The 14,715-nt window shown below is 58.0% G+C and carries 17 protein-coding genes; 9 read left to right on the top strand and 8 right to left on the bottom strand.

What is annotated here, in order from left to right; translation table 11 throughout:
* The first annotated feature begins 44 nt into the window (after positions 1-44).
* Together GJR98_RS17925 and GJR98_RS05285 are read left to right on the top strand one after the other, a co-directional pair.
* On the top strand, positions 45-440 hold the full coding sequence (locus GJR98_RS17925; RefSeq protein WP_151136165.1) for a response regulator: 396 nt from the start codon (positions 45-47) through the stop codon (positions 438-440).
* Positions 441-596: 156 nt separating this feature from the next.
* Complete coding sequence (locus tag GJR98_RS05285; RefSeq protein WP_151136163.1) at positions 597-1,544, top strand: hypothetical protein; 948 nt, start codon at positions 597-599, stop codon at positions 1,542-1,544.
* Between the two features lie 6 nt (positions 1,545-1,550).
* Here the strand turns inward: GJR98_RS05285 and GJR98_RS05280 are convergent, their stop codons facing one another.
* Positions 1,551-2,711, bottom strand: coding sequence for a signal peptidase I (locus GJR98_RS05280; RefSeq protein WP_151136161.1), 1,161 nt, complete (start codon positions 2,709-2,711; stop codon positions 1,551-1,553).
* Positions 2,712-3,041: 330 nt separating this feature from the next.
* Between GJR98_RS05280 and GJR98_RS05275 the strand changes: the two genes are divergently transcribed.
* The 4 genes from GJR98_RS05275 (at position 3,042) to GJR98_RS05260 (ending at position 5,621) form a co-directional block, all read left to right on the top strand.
* Complete coding sequence (locus tag GJR98_RS05275; protein ID WP_151136159.1) at positions 3,042-3,650, top strand: hypothetical protein; 609 nt, start codon at positions 3,042-3,044, stop codon at positions 3,648-3,650.
* Positions 3,651-3,676: 26 nt separating this feature from the next.
* Positions 3,677-4,330, top strand: a complete 654-nt coding sequence (locus GJR98_RS05270) for a hypothetical protein (protein WP_151136157.1) — start codon at positions 3,677-3,679, stop codon at positions 4,328-4,330.
* Positions 4,331-4,356: 26 nt separating this feature from the next.
* On the top strand, positions 4,357-4,974 hold the full coding sequence (locus GJR98_RS05265) for a hypothetical protein (RefSeq protein WP_151136155.1): 618 nt from the start codon (positions 4,357-4,359) through the stop codon (positions 4,972-4,974).
* Positions 4,975-5,048: 74 nt separating this feature from the next.
* Positions 5,049-5,621, top strand: a complete 573-nt coding sequence (locus tag GJR98_RS05260; protein ID WP_151136153.1) for a DUF7344 domain-containing protein — start codon at positions 5,049-5,051, stop codon at positions 5,619-5,621.
* 56 nt (positions 5,622-5,677) lie between these two features.
* Here the strand turns inward: GJR98_RS05260 and GJR98_RS05255 are convergent, their stop codons facing one another.
* The gene (locus GJR98_RS05255; RefSeq protein WP_151136151.1) at positions 5,678-6,700 is read right to left on the bottom strand and encodes a DUF5305 family protein; all 1,023 of its coding nucleotides are present in this window, start codon (positions 6,698-6,700) and stop codon (positions 5,678-5,680) included.
* A 120-nt stretch (positions 6,701-6,820) separates the two neighbouring features.
* Between GJR98_RS05255 and GJR98_RS05250 the strand changes: the two genes are divergently transcribed.
* Positions 6,821-7,870 carry a hypothetical protein gene (locus tag GJR98_RS05250; protein WP_151136149.1) on the top strand — a complete coding sequence of 350 codons (1,050 nt, stop codon included), beginning with the start codon at positions 6,821-6,823 and terminating at the stop codon, positions 7,868-7,870.
* A 35-nt stretch (positions 7,871-7,905) separates the two neighbouring features.
* Here GJR98_RS05250 and GJR98_RS05245 read toward each other — a convergent pair whose 3' ends face one another.
* From GJR98_RS05245 to arcS, 5 genes are all read right to left on the bottom strand, one after another.
* Complete coding sequence (locus GJR98_RS05245) at positions 7,906-8,835, bottom strand: DUF7504 family protein (protein WP_151136147.1); 930 nt, start codon at positions 8,833-8,835, stop codon at positions 7,906-7,908.
* Between the two features lie 569 nt (positions 8,836-9,404).
* Positions 9,405-9,797, bottom strand: coding sequence for a TraB/GumN family protein (locus tag GJR98_RS05240; protein WP_151136145.1), 393 nt, complete (start codon positions 9,795-9,797; stop codon positions 9,405-9,407).
* 177 nt (positions 9,798-9,974) lie between these two features.
* Entirely contained in the window at positions 9,975-10,283 is a 309-nt protein-coding gene (locus tag GJR98_RS05235) for an ArsR family transcriptional regulator (protein ID WP_151136143.1), read from the bottom strand.
* Between the two features lie 102 nt (positions 10,284-10,385).
* The gene (locus GJR98_RS05230) at positions 10,386-10,661 is read right to left on the bottom strand and encodes a hypothetical protein (RefSeq protein WP_151136141.1); all 276 of its coding nucleotides are present in this window, start codon (positions 10,659-10,661) and stop codon (positions 10,386-10,388) included.
* 235 nt (positions 10,662-10,896) lie between these two features.
* Positions 10,897-12,654: an archaeosine synthase subunit alpha gene (gene arcS, locus GJR98_RS05225; protein ID WP_151136139.1), complete on the bottom strand. Its 1,758-nt coding sequence runs from the start codon at positions 12,652-12,654 to the stop codon at positions 10,897-10,899.
* Positions 12,655-12,765: 111 nt separating this feature from the next.
* Between arcS and GJR98_RS05220 the strand changes: the two genes are divergently transcribed.
* Positions 12,766-13,227, top strand: coding sequence for a pyridoxamine 5'-phosphate oxidase family protein (locus tag GJR98_RS05220; RefSeq protein ID WP_151136137.1), 462 nt, complete (start codon positions 12,766-12,768; stop codon positions 13,225-13,227).
* Positions 13,228-13,235: 8 nt separating this feature from the next.
* Here GJR98_RS05220 and GJR98_RS05215 read toward each other — a convergent pair whose 3' ends face one another.
* Positions 13,236-13,436, bottom strand: coding sequence for a hypothetical protein (locus tag GJR98_RS05215; protein WP_151136135.1), 201 nt, complete (start codon positions 13,434-13,436; stop codon positions 13,236-13,238).
* Between the two features lie 407 nt (positions 13,437-13,843).
* On the opposite strand from GJR98_RS05215, the gene epsC reads away from it, so the two are divergent.
* A complete protein-coding gene (gene epsC / locus GJR98_RS05210) occupies positions 13,844-14,707 on the top strand; it encodes a serine O-acetyltransferase EpsC (RefSeq protein WP_151136133.1) in 864 nt (287 codons plus the stop codon).
* Positions 14,708-14,715 lie beyond the last annotated feature (8 nt).

The raw sequence follows: 14,715 nt of genomic DNA, 5'->3' as shown, positions 1-14,715 counted from the left end.
ACCAGCGAAAGCATCATATAGCTTCTTTGAGAAATTACTGACGCGTGTCAGAAACCACTGTAGAGGTAACTCCACAGGTCCTCGTCTATGGGGCACCTCCCGACAGAGCGTGGACTGTGGACAGCGACGTCAACGTTCGATACACGAGCTCGAGTCACGAGTTAGCACAAGCGTTGACGACGCAGTCACCACAGTTGATTATCTGTCTTCATGCACCGCCACAGTTCGACGGAATAGAGGCGGTAAAGGCGGTCCGTCGGTTCGATGCGAGGGTTCCAATCGTCCTCACGACGCACCACCAAGATACCATGACCAACCTCCAGGCTGCACAAGCGAAGGTAACGTGGAGTGTCGAACTCTCTACGGACGACTCACTCCCTGAGGAGTTGTTCAGCGTCGTCACCGACGCGAGCGAGTGGCTCGAAAAACAGGGCGCGTAGTCGAGTGCTGTTCTACTGAAATCTGGGAGACCTAGTCTACTGTAACAGCTTTACGCGTGTTTCACTAGTCCAACCTCTGCGAGTACAGCCACGATACCCGAAGTGTACAAGAGGATGGACGACTGATATTTCGCAACGAACGACAGTCGTAGATTCATGAATAAAACGCTGTGGCGGATTGGCGTCGTGTTCGTCGTGTTCGGGGTGATGTTCGCCATCGTTCCGACGGGAAGCTACAGCACCATCGCAGGGGAGCGTTCTGTCGGTGTCTCCGTTGCAGCAGACGACAGCGCACTGATTGCACTCGAAGGAGCGACCGGAACGGTATCCAAAGGGAGTCCGGTGAGTGTAACCCTCCGAAACAACCTCGACTCGTTGGCGACGGTCACGTACGAGGTGGTCGACTCCGGGGCGCTGACGGTGAAGACCAACGGGAATCAACCAATTACGACGGACCTCGCGAGCGGGGACGGTGTCAGTTTGACGGCCAAGTGCGGGCCGAACAGTGGCGGTGGCCCCGCTGAGACGACACTGGTTATCGCAGTCGAAGCGACGGCCACCGGGGCGACGATTACCGACGGGACCGTAACGACGACTGTGACGTACGACTGCCAGTCTGGTAATAGCAAAACGGTCGCCTTCGTCGATGCCAACGAAAACGGAGGGTACGATTCGGGTGAGACGACGCTGACAGCGTCACAACTCGCGACGTTTACCGATACCGACGCCGCAGTCGTCATCAATTCGAGTGTGAACAGACAGAACTCCATCGACATCACCGCAGCATCGGTTACGATTCAAGGTACAACGCTCAAATCGACGAATGGGAACGTCTCGGTTCAAGCGACGACCGGCACACTCGACGCACGAAATTCCACTCTCAGTGCAAATAACAACATCAGTCTCGCGTCGTCGGGCGACATGTTGCTCAACGATTCGACGGTCAAGTCGACGAAAGGTGACATCACCGCAGACCTTGGAACGACCAGTGCGACGCTCGAAGTTCGGGCAACGGACATCAGTGATACAGACGACACGCTCGTCTACACACCATCTGGAGTGACAGTCGATGGTACTCCCAAGAGTGGACAGGTCAGTTCCTAATCTCGGCTACAAAAAGCGGCGTTTGAGTTGCTCGACGAACGAGATGTTGCGGCCGACTGTCCGCAGTCGAACTGGACTCATCCCCAACGTGACGATTCCGAGCGCGAGTGCTCCCACCACGAGGAGGACGTCGATGGCGGCGATTGCGACCCACGGGTGGATCGCGTGCAGTGTGAGGATGAGTGATTGCGGAAGAATCGGAAGGTACCGCTGTTCTGTAATCTCTCGCGTGTAGGCGCCCGTCTGTTGGGGCGCACGAATCGTGAGTGTCGTCGTGGCACTCTCTTGCCCGGAGACGACGAATACCGTCTGCCCAAACGTCACGTCGGGGTGACCTGCCTCTACGACGGTCATCATCGGGACGTACCCCTTGTTGATCAGACGGTACTCGACAGTCGCCGACTCACCGGGAGAGACGACGAGTGGGTTCTCACTCGGCGACTGCGAACTGACGATGTCGACTGTCGTCGTCCCCGACCCGAGGACCATACTCACAGTCGCGGGAGCGGAGATGAGGACGACGAGGATGAGCAGAATGACTCCGATAGAGAGGTAGTTCGGCCTGCGTCGACTTCGTGTCCCAGCAGGGCGGGAACTCCCGAACACGTCTACGACGAGACTCAGGACGATGAGTCCACCACCGATTCCGACGAGGAGCATCGGCGAGAACTCTCCACGCAGGAGCGAACTGAGTCCGGGAAGCCCAGCAAAGACACCGGCGACAGCACCGACTGCACCGTGGAGTGCCTGCACACCGGTTCCGAGGCCGGGGATGACGACAACCTCGCCGTTCAGTTGGAGTGCTTCGGCGACGATTTGGGACTCTCTGACCGGTGGTTCGACGTTGTCCTGGTCAGTAAACGGATTGGCATCCCCGCGTGTGACGTACCCTTCTGAGGTGTGTCTCACCACACGGTGTGTCGTGAGCCCGCCACCATGGAGTTCCTCGGCTTGGAAGACGACGACATCCCCCGCTTCCGGGGCGTCGGTCAGGACCGATGGAATGGCGACGAACCCATCGCCGGGTTCCATGGTCGGTTCCATACTTCCGGTCTCGACGTAGCCGAGCAAGATGGGTTGGCCCAGTGCCTGTCCAAACAGAAGTGCAACGACGGCTAGCAGGAGGACGGCAATCACCGCGTATTCGACGAGCTCCGAGACCTTCACGCGTTACTGAACGTTATGTCGGACGACATGATAAAATGCCGCGTCGAATCGACGGCGACCGATTCGGGAGTGACTGATGCAGATGAAGGCGCGACGGTGACAACTCAGAGAAGACAGTCAGTATATACCATCGCAATATAAAACACCGATGAACAAAATTGCACACTATCTCCGAAAATCGACAGACAGAGGCGAGTTTTTGAGGTCAGAAAGGCGGGCTTGAATCACTGACTCGGTGACGGCGACCTGTTCAAGCACGTGAATACAAAGTGGGTAGGGTACCAGGGTTCGCATAACGACACACAGCAGTGTGTCACGGAGATATACAAAATGGCAATCAATCGACGTAACATACTACTCGGGCTTGGAGCGATTGTTGGCGGCGGTGGCGCACTCATCGGAACTGGTGCATTTAGTAGCGTGAGTGCGGCGCGGTCGGTGACCGCGAACACAACCGGTGATGGGAGTGCATATCTGGAAATCGAATCGAGTAGCAACTACGTTGTAGACGACACCGGAACGAACGAACTCGAGATTAGTCTGACCGCTGAAGGTAACAATACGGCGAGTTCTGGCTTCAACGACGATGCAATAACGACACTCAACAATGTGCTGACGATAACGAACAACGCTGCAGCAGATTCGAGTGGGAGTGCGCCAACCATCGATGTCGGCTTCTCAACGACCACCCCCACGGCAGGCGATTCACCACCTTCTACTCCAACGTCTGGAAAAGCGACCGTGACGCTCGATGACGGAAACGGTAAGGAAGCGAGAGTGACGTTCTACTTGGATACCGCTGTTGGTAGCTCTACTACACCCGCGGTACCGCTTACCGCTGGAGAATCCGCCACTGTCAACGTCGAGATTGATACGACTGGCAACACCGATTTCAGTGGTACTGAAGACGAGCTTACCATCATCGCAGTCTCGCAGTAAGGACACATAACCAGTAACAACGTGCCATGAAACGACGAAACGTCCTCACCGCAGTCGGAACGCTCGCCCTCGGGGTTGGAACAGCACTCGGAACGGGCGCAGTAGACGTGGTCTCGAGTAACAGCGACGGCAGTTTCCGCGTCGTCTCGCCGGGAGCGGACATTCGAATCGACCCGGCGGATTCGGTGGGGGCGGACGTCCTGAAGAACCAAACCATCGACTTCGGAAGCCTCGAACCGAGCGACCTCCCCGTGGCGACTGTCAGTGAGAACAACGGGCAGATGGTCACGATTCAAGTCGCGGTGACGGCAGCAGAGGCCCACAACTTCGGCGACATCCTCAAAATCACGAACAACAACTCCGACGGCATCGATTACGAGGTTGCCTTCGATTACACGGGATTCGGTCCGAAGGTCGACGATGGAACGATTCCACAGTCGGACGTCATCGACACGTTCGAATTCACGCATGGCTCGACGGTCGTCTCGTCAAATTCGGGTGACCAAGACAACGACCCTACGAACTTCGTGACTGTGTCACCGGGGTCGCCCGAAACTATCGGGCTGTACGTGAACAAGATGAGTAGCATCGAGAACGCGGTGACAGCCGGTTCGTTCACCGGCAACAGCGATAGTACGGTCCTCATCGACGAAGTGACGGCAATCGCAAACCAACTGTAAACCCGAATCCCTCTCCCGGAGTCCACATGCCCACACGCCGCCAGACACTCTTCGCACTGGGCAATCTCTTCATCGCCGGTGGAATCGCTGGGTCTGGGGCAACAGGGGTTGTCCAGTCGTCTTCTGGTTCGTCGTTCCGCGTCGTCGACACGGGCGACAACGATATCGAACTGACTCCGGTGAACGACCCACCGGTCCACGTCCAGACAGACGCTGATGGCTTCGTGAGTGCGATTACACCCGGTGGTGTCGACGGCGGCCTCAACACACGCGCAGTGACGCGGTTCGAAGACATCGTCTTGCTCACGAACGTCGCAACAGCAGATCTCCTGGGTGTCTACTTCTCGTTCGAGGCGACGAGCGACGTACTCTCAGCAGCGACGCTCAACGCAGTAGAGGCCTCCTTGCAGGTGACCACAGCAGGCAAGACACTCGATTCGACGGGGACGACTGGAGATAACCTCCTTTCTGTGAGCCCTGTCGACGCTGTCGCCGACGGTGTCCTCGAACCGGGAGAAGCAGTCCCATTTGGATTGCAGGTCGACCTCGTTCCATCTGGGGACGCCCAGACGCTCGAAGACCTCCCACACAGCGACGACTACGACGTGACACTCCGAATCCACACCGAGTGGCCGGACAACTGAGCACAGGACGGCGTGTCGAAACAATCACTCAAGCGAGAAAATATATACTCGCACACTATACAATTTGGTGACAGATGAGTAAGAGCGGTGCCGGCGGGTTGCTCAGTCGGGAACCCACCAAAGAGCGTGGCGGCCTCCCCAAAGACGAGATCTTCGATCTCATGAGTAATCACCGACGGCGGTACACTATCCACCACTGCAAGCAAGCAGACGGAGCGGTTCCACTCTCCGACCTGGCCGAACAGGTTGCGGCGTGGGAGAAAGACAAATCGATAAACGAACTCGGGTCTGCGGAGCGAAAGACCGTGTACACGTCGCTTCAGCAGACACACCTCCCCCGACTCGAACGCGCCGGCATCATCACCTACGAAGACGGCGAAGTCGAGTTGACGAATCAAACGGAGCGACTCGACATCTACCTCGACATCGTCCCCGAGAACTCGGTTCCGTGGGGCGTCTACTATCTCGGCCTCTCTCTTCTCTCCAGTCTCGTCATCGGTGCTCTCTGGGCCGGCGTGCTCCCGACGGGGACGGTCCCAATGCTGGCGTATCCGACGGTCATCGTCGTGCTGTTCACCGTCTCAGCAGCGTACCACGCACTCACGAATCGACGCTATCGGTTCGAGAATCTCGACGAGCCGCTTTAACAACGAGACCAGCTATCGACCAATCGCGGAGTATAGAGAGTCTCCGCCGCGCACGCTTACAGATTGAGCCAGGCGTGTGCGTGGAGGTCGTCGATAGAGTAGTAGTAGATTTCACTCCCGTCGATGACGGCGTACACTTGGATGTCCGGATCGTAGATGACACGACGGTTCGTGTCGATCGCGATGTCGACGAGGTCTTCCAGCGTGAGAATCGAGATGTACTGCTTGTCTGACTCTGTCGGGAACTCACCACGCGAAATCCACTCGTCGTGCCGACTGTGCGAGATTCGAGTTCGGAGTTCTTCGGGGTCACTGTGTTCTTCAGTGCGGATGATGACACCGCACAGTCCGAACAGGAGAAGCGCACCGAGTGCCAACCCACCGTACTCTGTGGGGTCAGACGGTCGCTGAACGTCGCGTTGAACCGTCGTCGAATGGGTCTGGTTCTCGACGACTGGACCATCGAGGTAGTACGCTGTCCCCGAGATGACGAACGGAGCGCTCGTCGTGAGCGTCCCCTCGTACGAATCAGTCTGGTAGGTCACGCTCAGCGTGAGTAGGACCTGAAATCGACCGAGACCATCGGTTTCGGCCCGTTTCGTCTGGAGTCGTTCGCGCATCGAAGACACGTTTATCGAACTGACTGCGACAGTGCTCCCGTCCGACACACGTCGCTGTTCGGAGAGGAGCGTCTCTTCAGACCGATAAAACGGCTTTCCGTCGCGGACGCCGACAGTCTCCATCGTCAGTCGCTGTGTGACCATCACATCCTGGTCTGACGGGACGGTCGTTTCGACGTGGAACGAGAGGTTCGGCGTCGTTGGAACGAAGTACGCAGACCGGTTTTCGAGTGTCTCTCCTCGCTCGTACAACGTCGAGTTACCAGTGACGACTGCACTCGTCCCAACCGAGGATTCGATGGTTTGGACGTTGACCTCTTCAGAGACGGTCTGTGTCTCCGGGGTTAGATAGACGTAGCCCGCGCCGACGAGACAGCAGATACCGACGACTGCGAAGAGGACGACGAGCGGCCGTGCCTGCTGTGTGACGAACAGTTTGAGACGGTCTTCAACAGCCATTGTTTAGTCGTGTACGTAGTTCTGGACGAATCGGTGTCATTACCTGCGTCTATGTCAACGCGCAACAAAGCTTTTGTCCTAGAAGCTGAACTATCAGGGAAGAGAGAGAGTCTCCAAACCATGTCCAACGAGCCGTCGGACCGCAGTGACCGGGAGATAGCCACGACGACCTTCGAGGACTGGTTAGACCAGAAGGCAGCCGAAACTAACAGTTCACGAGAGTACGTTCTCGAACAGTTACTCGACTCGTATTGGACGCTCAAGGAGGTCACGCAGGTCGTGAACGGACGGGACTCGGCCGCCGTCGGGGCGGATATCGACGAGTCGGACGATGCACACCGCGAAACTTCGCCCCACGCGGGCGCCGCAGTGACCGAAGACGAGTTTGGGGAGTTGGTCGAACGCGTCGAATCGCTCCACAAGACGCTCCAGACCGAGTCTGAGCGACGGTCGACACTGACAGAAGACGTCCAGTCGCTGGCGGAGAGACTCGACGAGTTCGAAGGTGAACACGCGTCGGTGGACGAAGTCTCCGACACGGTCGAGGACGTCCGGACGTCACTCGAAGCAGAGCAGGAACGACTCCAAGCCCGACTGGACGAAGAGTTCGACAACCTCAGGACGATTCTCGAATACCTCGTAGAGACGGGTGATAGCCTCGACGTCCGACTCACAGAGACCCAGATACAGTACCGAGCAGAACTCAGAGAGATTCGAGCCGAGCGTGCCCAACTCCGGCGCATCAGACAGGATGCACGTGACGCCGGGACGTACACCGCAGACTGTGAACGGTGTGGTGAGACCATCGATTTCGCGCTTCTCACGGAACCTAACTGTCCAAACTGTGGGCGGACGCTGACAGGCGTCGAGTCGGAGACGAAGTGGCTCTTTTTGTCGAGGTACACTGCGACGACCGGGACACCATCGCCCGCAAACGCCCCCGACTCGACATCCGACTCTACCGAACAGCGTGAACGTGAGGACGAGACCAGTGAGACCGGCGACGAGACGGATGCAACCGCCGACGATGTCAGTGCGGCCGACGACGAAAACGACACTGGTGAAACCGAAGACGAGACGACAACTGATGACGGCAAAACGGTGACGCAAACCGCCCAGGCGTCGACAGCCTCGTCGCCGAACAAGGGCGAATTCGAGTGGCAATCCTGACTTCCCCGACGACTATTCTCCCGCTCGCTTGGTGATTAGTGGAGCGAGACCGACCCGTCGGCGTCGAACTCCAGTCGTGCGTCGAACAGTGAGTAGAACGTGCGAGCGGTCTGTTCGTCGTGACGCGCGGGGTCCATATGGAAATGTGCACGAGCGCCGGCAGCGCGAACGCGGCCGTGAAGGATGTGTAAAAAGCGGAACACTCGCTGGGGGTCACCGACAGCATCGAGGAGGTTCGACAGCGACCGCACACAGACCGTGATTGGCACGTCTTCGTCACTCCACTTCGTCAACACCTTCGTGACCAAGATCCCAATCCGGCGGAGGTCACTCGGTGTTGCGACGTTCATCACCTCTACTCCGTCACCGTAGTCTTCCCCTGGGGTCGAGTGGGTGTACGACTGCGCGTCGACGAGTACCTGTTTGGTGACCGAATCGTTCCGAATGCAGCGAAGGTTCTCGGCGTGCTCTTCGGGTGGGACGTCGATAGAGATCAAGAGTTGATGTTCGTTCCCGGTCGGCGACGTTGGTTTCATCACGCGTTCACAGAGACTGTACTCGGCGGAAGTACCGCTCGGACCGAGGAGCAAGACGTTGGTCTCGTCGGCGACGAGGTCGAACACGTCGTCAGTGTCGGGATTCAGTTCGAGAGACCCAGCTGATGGCTCTGTGAGACCATCGTCTGAGACCATAGAAGCCCACTCCCCGGACGTTCGTTCTCCTTGGTCGCCATCTTTCGTGGCGGTACCCCTCTCACGAACAGATTTTGCGAGGTCCGACAGCGATGCCCCAGTCGCTCGTTCGGTCGTCGCGTCTCCCCCCTCTGTTGGCGTGTGCGCATCAGATAGGTCCGCCGCAGGCTCGGATGAAATCGCGTCCTTAGCAAGGTCCGAAAGCGACGACGAGCCCCCCTCTTCAGAACCAGACGTGGATGAGTCTGGTTCTGTCTCGTCGTTGTAGTCCATACAAGAACATGTATGACAACAAAAATAAAACTTGGTATGAGCGGGTCGAATTGGGGGGACAACCACTGTTCCGCACGAGCTACCGATTGTGAGCAGTCATGTAGGGGAGCTGTACTGTGTACAGTCACTACTTGACTCGTGATGGGTACGTCGCGTCGTGACGAGTACGAGCGACGACACCGAATGAGAGAGGGAGATGTGCAGAACCAGTAAAGCTAGATTGTTGCAAGAGTGTGTGAAGGGCATGGAATTAATTAGCCCAATATTTAGGCCAAGTAGGCCATAATTCTGAGTTTATTTCCAGATTAGAATCCACTTTACCACAATCACAACCACATCGGGCGCAGATAATTCAATTTATAGATTGTTAATCGACAGGCCCAGAACTATTTACTGAAATATTGGTTCAAACTCGGTTGAAGACGTTGAGAATCGCATTCTCAGATATTCCCTCCCCAAAATAGTATTGTGATAGTATTGAACTATAATCGCCGAAATGCACCACTCCTACGAGGGTGAATTCCCACTGAAAACGATGAGTGCAATCGAAGCGTGTCTCCGAAGTCGACTCAGCGCTTTCCGAAGCGGATTCCGTCTTCGACCATTCGGAGGTTCCGCTCACGGTCGATGTGTGGCTTCAGCCAGTCGTACTCCTGCAACTGCAAGATGAGGTCGCCCTGGAGATTGCGCCACGCGATGGCGTAAATCGGCGACTGTCCCCACGCGCGGAGTTCGGGGACGAACTCGTCGTACTTCTCGTAGTGGTCTTCGAGGCGTTCGATGGCGTCGACGACGTACTCTGCGGCGTCTGCCTCCGACTCGGCGTTCAAAATCGCGCGATTCAACCGCGTTTCGAGCCCTTCGACGGCTTTCTGCATGTCTTGTGCAGCCGTTCCATCGGACTCGGGGAGCGCATCGATAATCGGTTTCGGGACACCAAGCGAGAGTTCTTCCACAGTCATGTTGTGCAGTGAGTGACCAGATAGCAAAAAGGCGGCGACGCCGTGTCATGGTCTGTCGAAGTACACCCACCACACGTGGGTCCGAAGAGTCGGATTCTCCGAAAAATACGCGTGAAACGCGCCGGGGTGCCTCCGAAGGCCGTCCCTGACCTCCGGTTGTGGCGCGCAGTTGACTAGCTATTCGTCAGCGTCGTCGGTCCGTGCCCTGAGTTCGGACGCGACGAGTTCGTCGAAATCGACGCCGTCAGTTCGGTACTGGTCACGATTCTCGGTGACCACGACTCCTTTCTCTGTAATCTCGTACAGTCCGGACTTCGGAGCGGGCCCGACTCGCTCCAGCAGTCCGTAGTCTGCCAGTATCGGCAATCGTGTGTTGATGTACGAGCGGTTCTTGTCGAGGATATACGAGAGGTTGACGGCTGTGTTCCGCCTCCCGTCGGAGAGCGCCTCCAGTATATCGAAGTCAGTTGGGACGGCCAACTTCATAGACACATGTTTGCGGCAAATGGTAAATAAGCATGTAATACTGAAAAATGGATAATCGCCAGACTGCAGAGGGGACCGGAAGGGCAGCCTCAGTGTGGCGAGTTATTGGGTACCGTCGTAATCGAGGCCGTCTCGGGCGAGGCGAAGGTCCTCGATGATCTGTTGGTGCTGCTCGATTGCTGCATCGATGTATTGCGTGATGCTCGCTGTGTCGGTGTCAGCGTCGGCGTCGTACTGTGTCTGCATCAAGTGCATCTCGAGCGCCCGTGATGTCGCGTCGCTCGCCTCCAACAGTGCCTTCGTGATCGTCCATGCCACTGCCCCATCGTCAGGAAGCTCCCTGAATTCTTCCGACTTCCCCTCTCGTCGCTCTGTCATCGTGTAACCTGTTGACCCTGAATAGTATTTAAAATTATGTCACGTTGATAATTCTGCGAGAGTACAATACCCACGATAATGCATAGGCAAGCAGAACGCCCAGTTCACCGAGATAGCGTGCCCACCGGAAACTGTTCGAAATTGAATAGCTGTTTACTCTTGCTGCCGTCCTCCCCGAGTACCACACCCCGACCGAAAGACACCGGCGAGTCAGCTATGGAGAGTTCTCGCTGCCCTATTTCTCTTCGACGTGGCGAATCTCGACGCCGATTCCACGCGTCGAGTCGACCATCTCGGTCCCACTCATCTCGGCACGGCCGATTGCGAACGCTTTGGGACCCTCGACGATGACTTCGTCACCCGGTCGGATGTCGTCGTCAGCGTCGACGACACCCGGTGCGAGGACCGACCCGTGCGGGACGAACCCGTCGATTTCGACGGTCTTCGTCGGCGCGTCGCTGTCGCGCCAGACTTTCGCCCCTTCCAGTGTGAACGAGAGGACACCGTACTGCGGTACCATGGTCGCTAACTGCTCGCCGTCGCCGTTCCACACCTGAAGCTTGGGGTACCGACTCGTCATCTCCAGTTCGACGTTCTCGAAGAGCGCGTCACCAGCCTCTGGCCCGAGTTGGTAGTCTGCGAGTGCTTTCACGACGTTGTGTTCGCGTTCATCTCGCGAGAACTTCGGTTCGCCGTCGAGCGTCCGCATGAGGTTGCCGATGGATTCGGTCGTCGTCGGATGCTCGGAGACGGTGTACTCGACGTCGAGGTCGAGGTCGGCTTCGACCCGTTCGACGATTTCAGTGTACGCGCCCGGCGGAACGTGGGCGATGATGCGCGAGTAGTCGTTGCGAGTGAGGTATCGACGCAGGACCTCGGCGACGAACGACTTCTCGTCTTCGGACCAGTCGCCGGTGACGACCGAGTCGTAGTGCTGTGCAGGGTAAGTCAGTTCTAACTCCTGCGGGACGACGCCGATTGGCGAGGTCATCGACACCATGTGTGCCCGGTACTGGACGGCCTCGTGGAACTGGCGGTGACTCTGCGACTCACTGTAGGGCTTCTTCGCCGAACACGGCAGCAAGACGAGTGGGTTGTCGAAGCGGTTCGTGTAGCGAGACGTCACACGGTCGGCAAACCGCTGAATCTCCACTCGGTCGATGGACTCCTCGGACGCCGCCATGAGTTCCGAATCACGGATGACGGGAATCCGTTCTTCCATGTACGAGTACTGCTGGTCGAACCGACGGAACAGAGCCGTCAACCACTGATTGTGACGGGCCTGACCCTCGATGTAGTCACGGAGCCGGCCATCACGGATGCGACGCCGAACACGAGCGAGTTCTGCGTTGAGGGCGTTCGCGTTGTGGTCGGCAGCGTCGGCACGAGTGAACTCGGCAACAGGCTTCTGACACGCTGCACACGCACACGGGAATTCGTCGAGGTCTTCGAGGAAGTACTCGCCGTCAGTCGTGAGGTAGAATCCTTCGAGTCCGCGTGCTCGCGCTCGTTTCTCGTCGACGAGGTCGACACCAGCGTAGACGAGCAACGAGACGTTTCGGGGAGTTGCGACACCGGAGAGCATCAGTGCGGTGTCGGCCGGGAGGTTCGACTTTGCCTCGACGATGTTGTCACGGAACGCACGTGCGTGGCCAACGAATCCCTGTGCGTCGGAGAGGATGTACGCGTCTGCGCCGTAGTCGGCGGCGGTGTCCGCGGTGACGGTGGCAACAGAGGGATAGTCCACGTCGGGGTAGTCCACCGAGAACGACTCCCGGACTTCGTCTGCACTGCCGGCGGGGAGCGAACGGTGTGGGAGGACGGTCAGCACGTCTTCGGACCCCTCCGGCAGCTCGCGTTCCGCCGCCCAGAGGCTTCCAGTGTCCTCGAGAACGTCGTCCACGGTTGCTGGCGTCGTCACCGAGTCGGAGAGGCGTAGCTCCCCGATTCGGGCGGCGCCGTCGCGCGCGTGAACCTCGAAGTAGTCGGTCATACCCGCTTTCGGCCCCCGACGGGCAATTAACTTGCCTTCTGCGGGCGTGGTTCGGTGGCGAACTCTCACCCGAGCAGACACGACTTAGCCCCTTGCCTCCGAACACCACCCATGGACTCCCCCGAGCCCTCTGGCCCGTGGTCGCGTGACCGTCTCGACGAGTTCCTCACGTCGACGACGATTCCACTCCGGCTCTCTTGTCGGACGCCCGCCGACGACCCGTGGATGCTCTCGTTGTGGTACGAATGGGACCCAGAGGTACCCGAACTCCGGTGTGCGACTGCGGCCGACGCCGACGTGGTGCGATTCCTTCGCGCCCACGACGAGGTGGCGTTCGAGATATCGACGAACGACCCACCCTATCGGGGTGTTCGTGGGCGGGGGACCGCAACCATCGAACCCGACGACGAGAAGGCAGTCCTCTCTCGACTCCTCCACCGATATCTCGGCGACACGGACAGCGCGCTCGCGAAGCGACTTCTCTCACCCGAACGCGACGAGGTGACGATTCGAATTCGGCCCACGAAACTGCACACGTGGGACTACGCGAATCGGATGGAGACGACACGCTAAGGTGTGCTTCACCGCAGGCGGCGAGCGAGGTACCGAACGACCCACATCGGAACGAACACGCTGACGAGAACCACAGTTACGTCACCCGTAGTCAGACCGCTCTCGGCCGACGCACTGTATCCGTACAGAATCCCCACTGCGAGGACGCCGACGGCAGTTGCCAGACGATCTGGGTCGGTCCACGAACGAGGAATCACGACGCCGGACATGCGTTCACCTCACTATCCAGTCGAAGTAGCCTTTGCGACTGGTGGGTCGGCCACAGTATCGCAAAAGATGCCCATGCGGGCGGGTGCCGTGCAGGGGTGGCTTTGGTGCCCACACGGCGTACGAAAATCGAGCGTTTGGAGGCCGATACGAAGTCAGCGAGGGACGCGACGCCGTGCGACGACGAGTGTCACAGACAGTGTACCCTTCGTCTCACACGCAGTCTAGGAGCAGTATTTAAAAGAAGATTTTCCGAACTCCCACCCAAATCTCTCCCCGATGTGCCCCCAGTATCCCAATTTCTCCGAGAGAATGACCAGTCGAATCGTCACGAAACATCGCTCGGAGGAGACACTCCGGCGTAGAATGACACAATAAATAGCCGCTGGCGTCCAAGTACGGACAACACATGTCTTACACCTACACTGGCGACGCGCATCTCGCTCTCTCCGCGTCGTACCGTGAGGACGACGAGCCGTTTCCAACGGACACGTCCTTGAACTTCCCGCGACGTGAGCACCTTCGAGACGACGTCCACCTGTTCAAACGACTCATCTTTCCACGGTGCTGGAACGCCGGGTCGTACACCGAGAACGAAGGCGAACTTCGTGAAGCAGTCGTCGAACTCGCTGCCCTCTGTTACGACGGCATCGTACCCTACACCGACGAGGACCCCACCATCATCGTCGAATCCGTCTTCGACCGCCTTCCAGAGATTCGTCAGACGCTGAAGAAAGACGTCGAAGCAGCCTACAAAGGTGACCCCGCCGCCCGAAGCTACATCGAGATTATTCGGTCGTATCCCGGGCTACAGGCCATCGTCATCCAACGGATTGCACACGCATTCTACGAGGCAGGGGCGCCGGAGTACGCCCGAGAGCTAACCGAATACGCGAAGATGGAGTCCGGAATCGACATCCACCCGGGCGCCAACATTGGCGACTACTTCTTCATCGACCACGGGACAGGCGTCGTCATCGGTGAGACGGTGAACATCGGTGACTGGGGCAGAATCTATCAGGACGTGACTCTCGGTGCCCTCCACTTCGAAGAGGAAGAAGACGACGAACACACGCTGAAGAAGGGGTACAAACGTCACCCAGATATCGGCGACAGCGTCGTCATCGGTGCCGGCAGCAAGGTTCTCGGCGCGGTCACCATCGGCGACCACGTGAGTATCGGAGCGAACTCGTGGGTCGCAGAAGACGTCCCTGACAACACGAGCGTCTTCATCTCGGACCACCCGACCCACGAGCGAAAGCCGAAGCGATAGCCCGTTTG

Source organism: Haloferax marinisediminis, assembly GCF_009674585.1.
Taxonomy (GTDB): domain Archaea; phylum Halobacteriota; class Halobacteria; order Halobacteriales; family Haloferacaceae; genus Haloferax; species Haloferax marinisediminis.
Note: the sequence above shows the minus strand (reverse complement) of the source record. Positions and strands in the feature narration are given on the sequence as shown.

What these genes read in the sequence shown, in the direction of transcription:
- GJR98_RS05285 (WP_151136163.1), top strand. Translation starts at nt 597, where the DNA reads ATGAATAAAACGCTGTGGCGGATTGGCGTCGTGTTCGTCGTGTTCGGG.
- GJR98_RS05275 (WP_151136159.1), top strand. Translation starts at nt 3,042, where the DNA reads ATGGCAATCAATCGACGTAACATACTACTCGGGCTTGGAGCGATTGTT.
- GJR98_RS05270 (WP_151136157.1), top strand. Translation starts at nt 3,677, where the DNA reads ATGAAACGACGAAACGTCCTCACCGCAGTCGGAACGCTCGCCCTCGGG.
- GJR98_RS05265 (WP_151136155.1), top strand. Translation starts at nt 4,357, where the DNA reads ATGCCCACACGCCGCCAGACACTCTTCGCACTGGGCAATCTCTTCATC.
- GJR98_RS05260 (WP_151136153.1), top strand. Translation starts at nt 5,049, where the DNA reads ATGAGTAAGAGCGGTGCCGGCGGGTTGCTCAGTCGGGAACCCACCAAA.
- GJR98_RS05255 (WP_151136151.1), bottom strand. Translation starts at nt 6,700, where the DNA reads ATGGCTGTTGAAGACCGTCTCAAACTGTTCGTCACACAGCAGGCACGG.
- GJR98_RS05250 (WP_151136149.1), top strand. Translation starts at nt 6,821, where the DNA reads ATGTCCAACGAGCCGTCGGACCGCAGTGACCGGGAGATAGCCACGACG.
- GJR98_RS05245 (WP_151136147.1), bottom strand. Translation starts at nt 8,835, where the DNA reads ATGGACTACAACGACGAGACAGAACCAGACTCATCCACGTCTGGTTCT.
- GJR98_RS05240 (WP_151136145.1), bottom strand. Translation starts at nt 9,797, where the DNA reads ATGACTGTGGAAGAACTCTCGCTTGGTGTCCCGAAACCGATTATCGAT.
- GJR98_RS05235 (WP_151136143.1), bottom strand. Translation starts at nt 10,283, where the DNA reads ATGAAGTTGGCCGTCCCAACTGACTTCGATATACTGGAGGCGCTCTCC.
- GJR98_RS05230 (WP_151136141.1), bottom strand. Translation starts at nt 10,661, where the DNA reads ATGACAGAGCGACGAGAGGGGAAGTCGGAAGAATTCAGGGAGCTTCCT.
- arcS (WP_151136139.1), bottom strand. Translation starts at nt 12,654, where the DNA reads ATGACCGACTACTTCGAGGTTCACGCGCGCGACGGCGCCGCCCGAATC.
- GJR98_RS05220 (WP_151136137.1), top strand. Translation starts at nt 12,766, where the DNA reads ATGGACTCCCCCGAGCCCTCTGGCCCGTGGTCGCGTGACCGTCTCGAC.
- GJR98_RS05215 (WP_151136135.1), bottom strand. Translation starts at nt 13,436, where the DNA reads ATGTCCGGCGTCGTGATTCCTCGTTCGTGGACCGACCCAGATCGTCTG.
- epsC (WP_151136133.1), top strand. Translation starts at nt 13,844, where the DNA reads ATGTCTTACACCTACACTGGCGACGCGCATCTCGCTCTCTCCGCGTCG.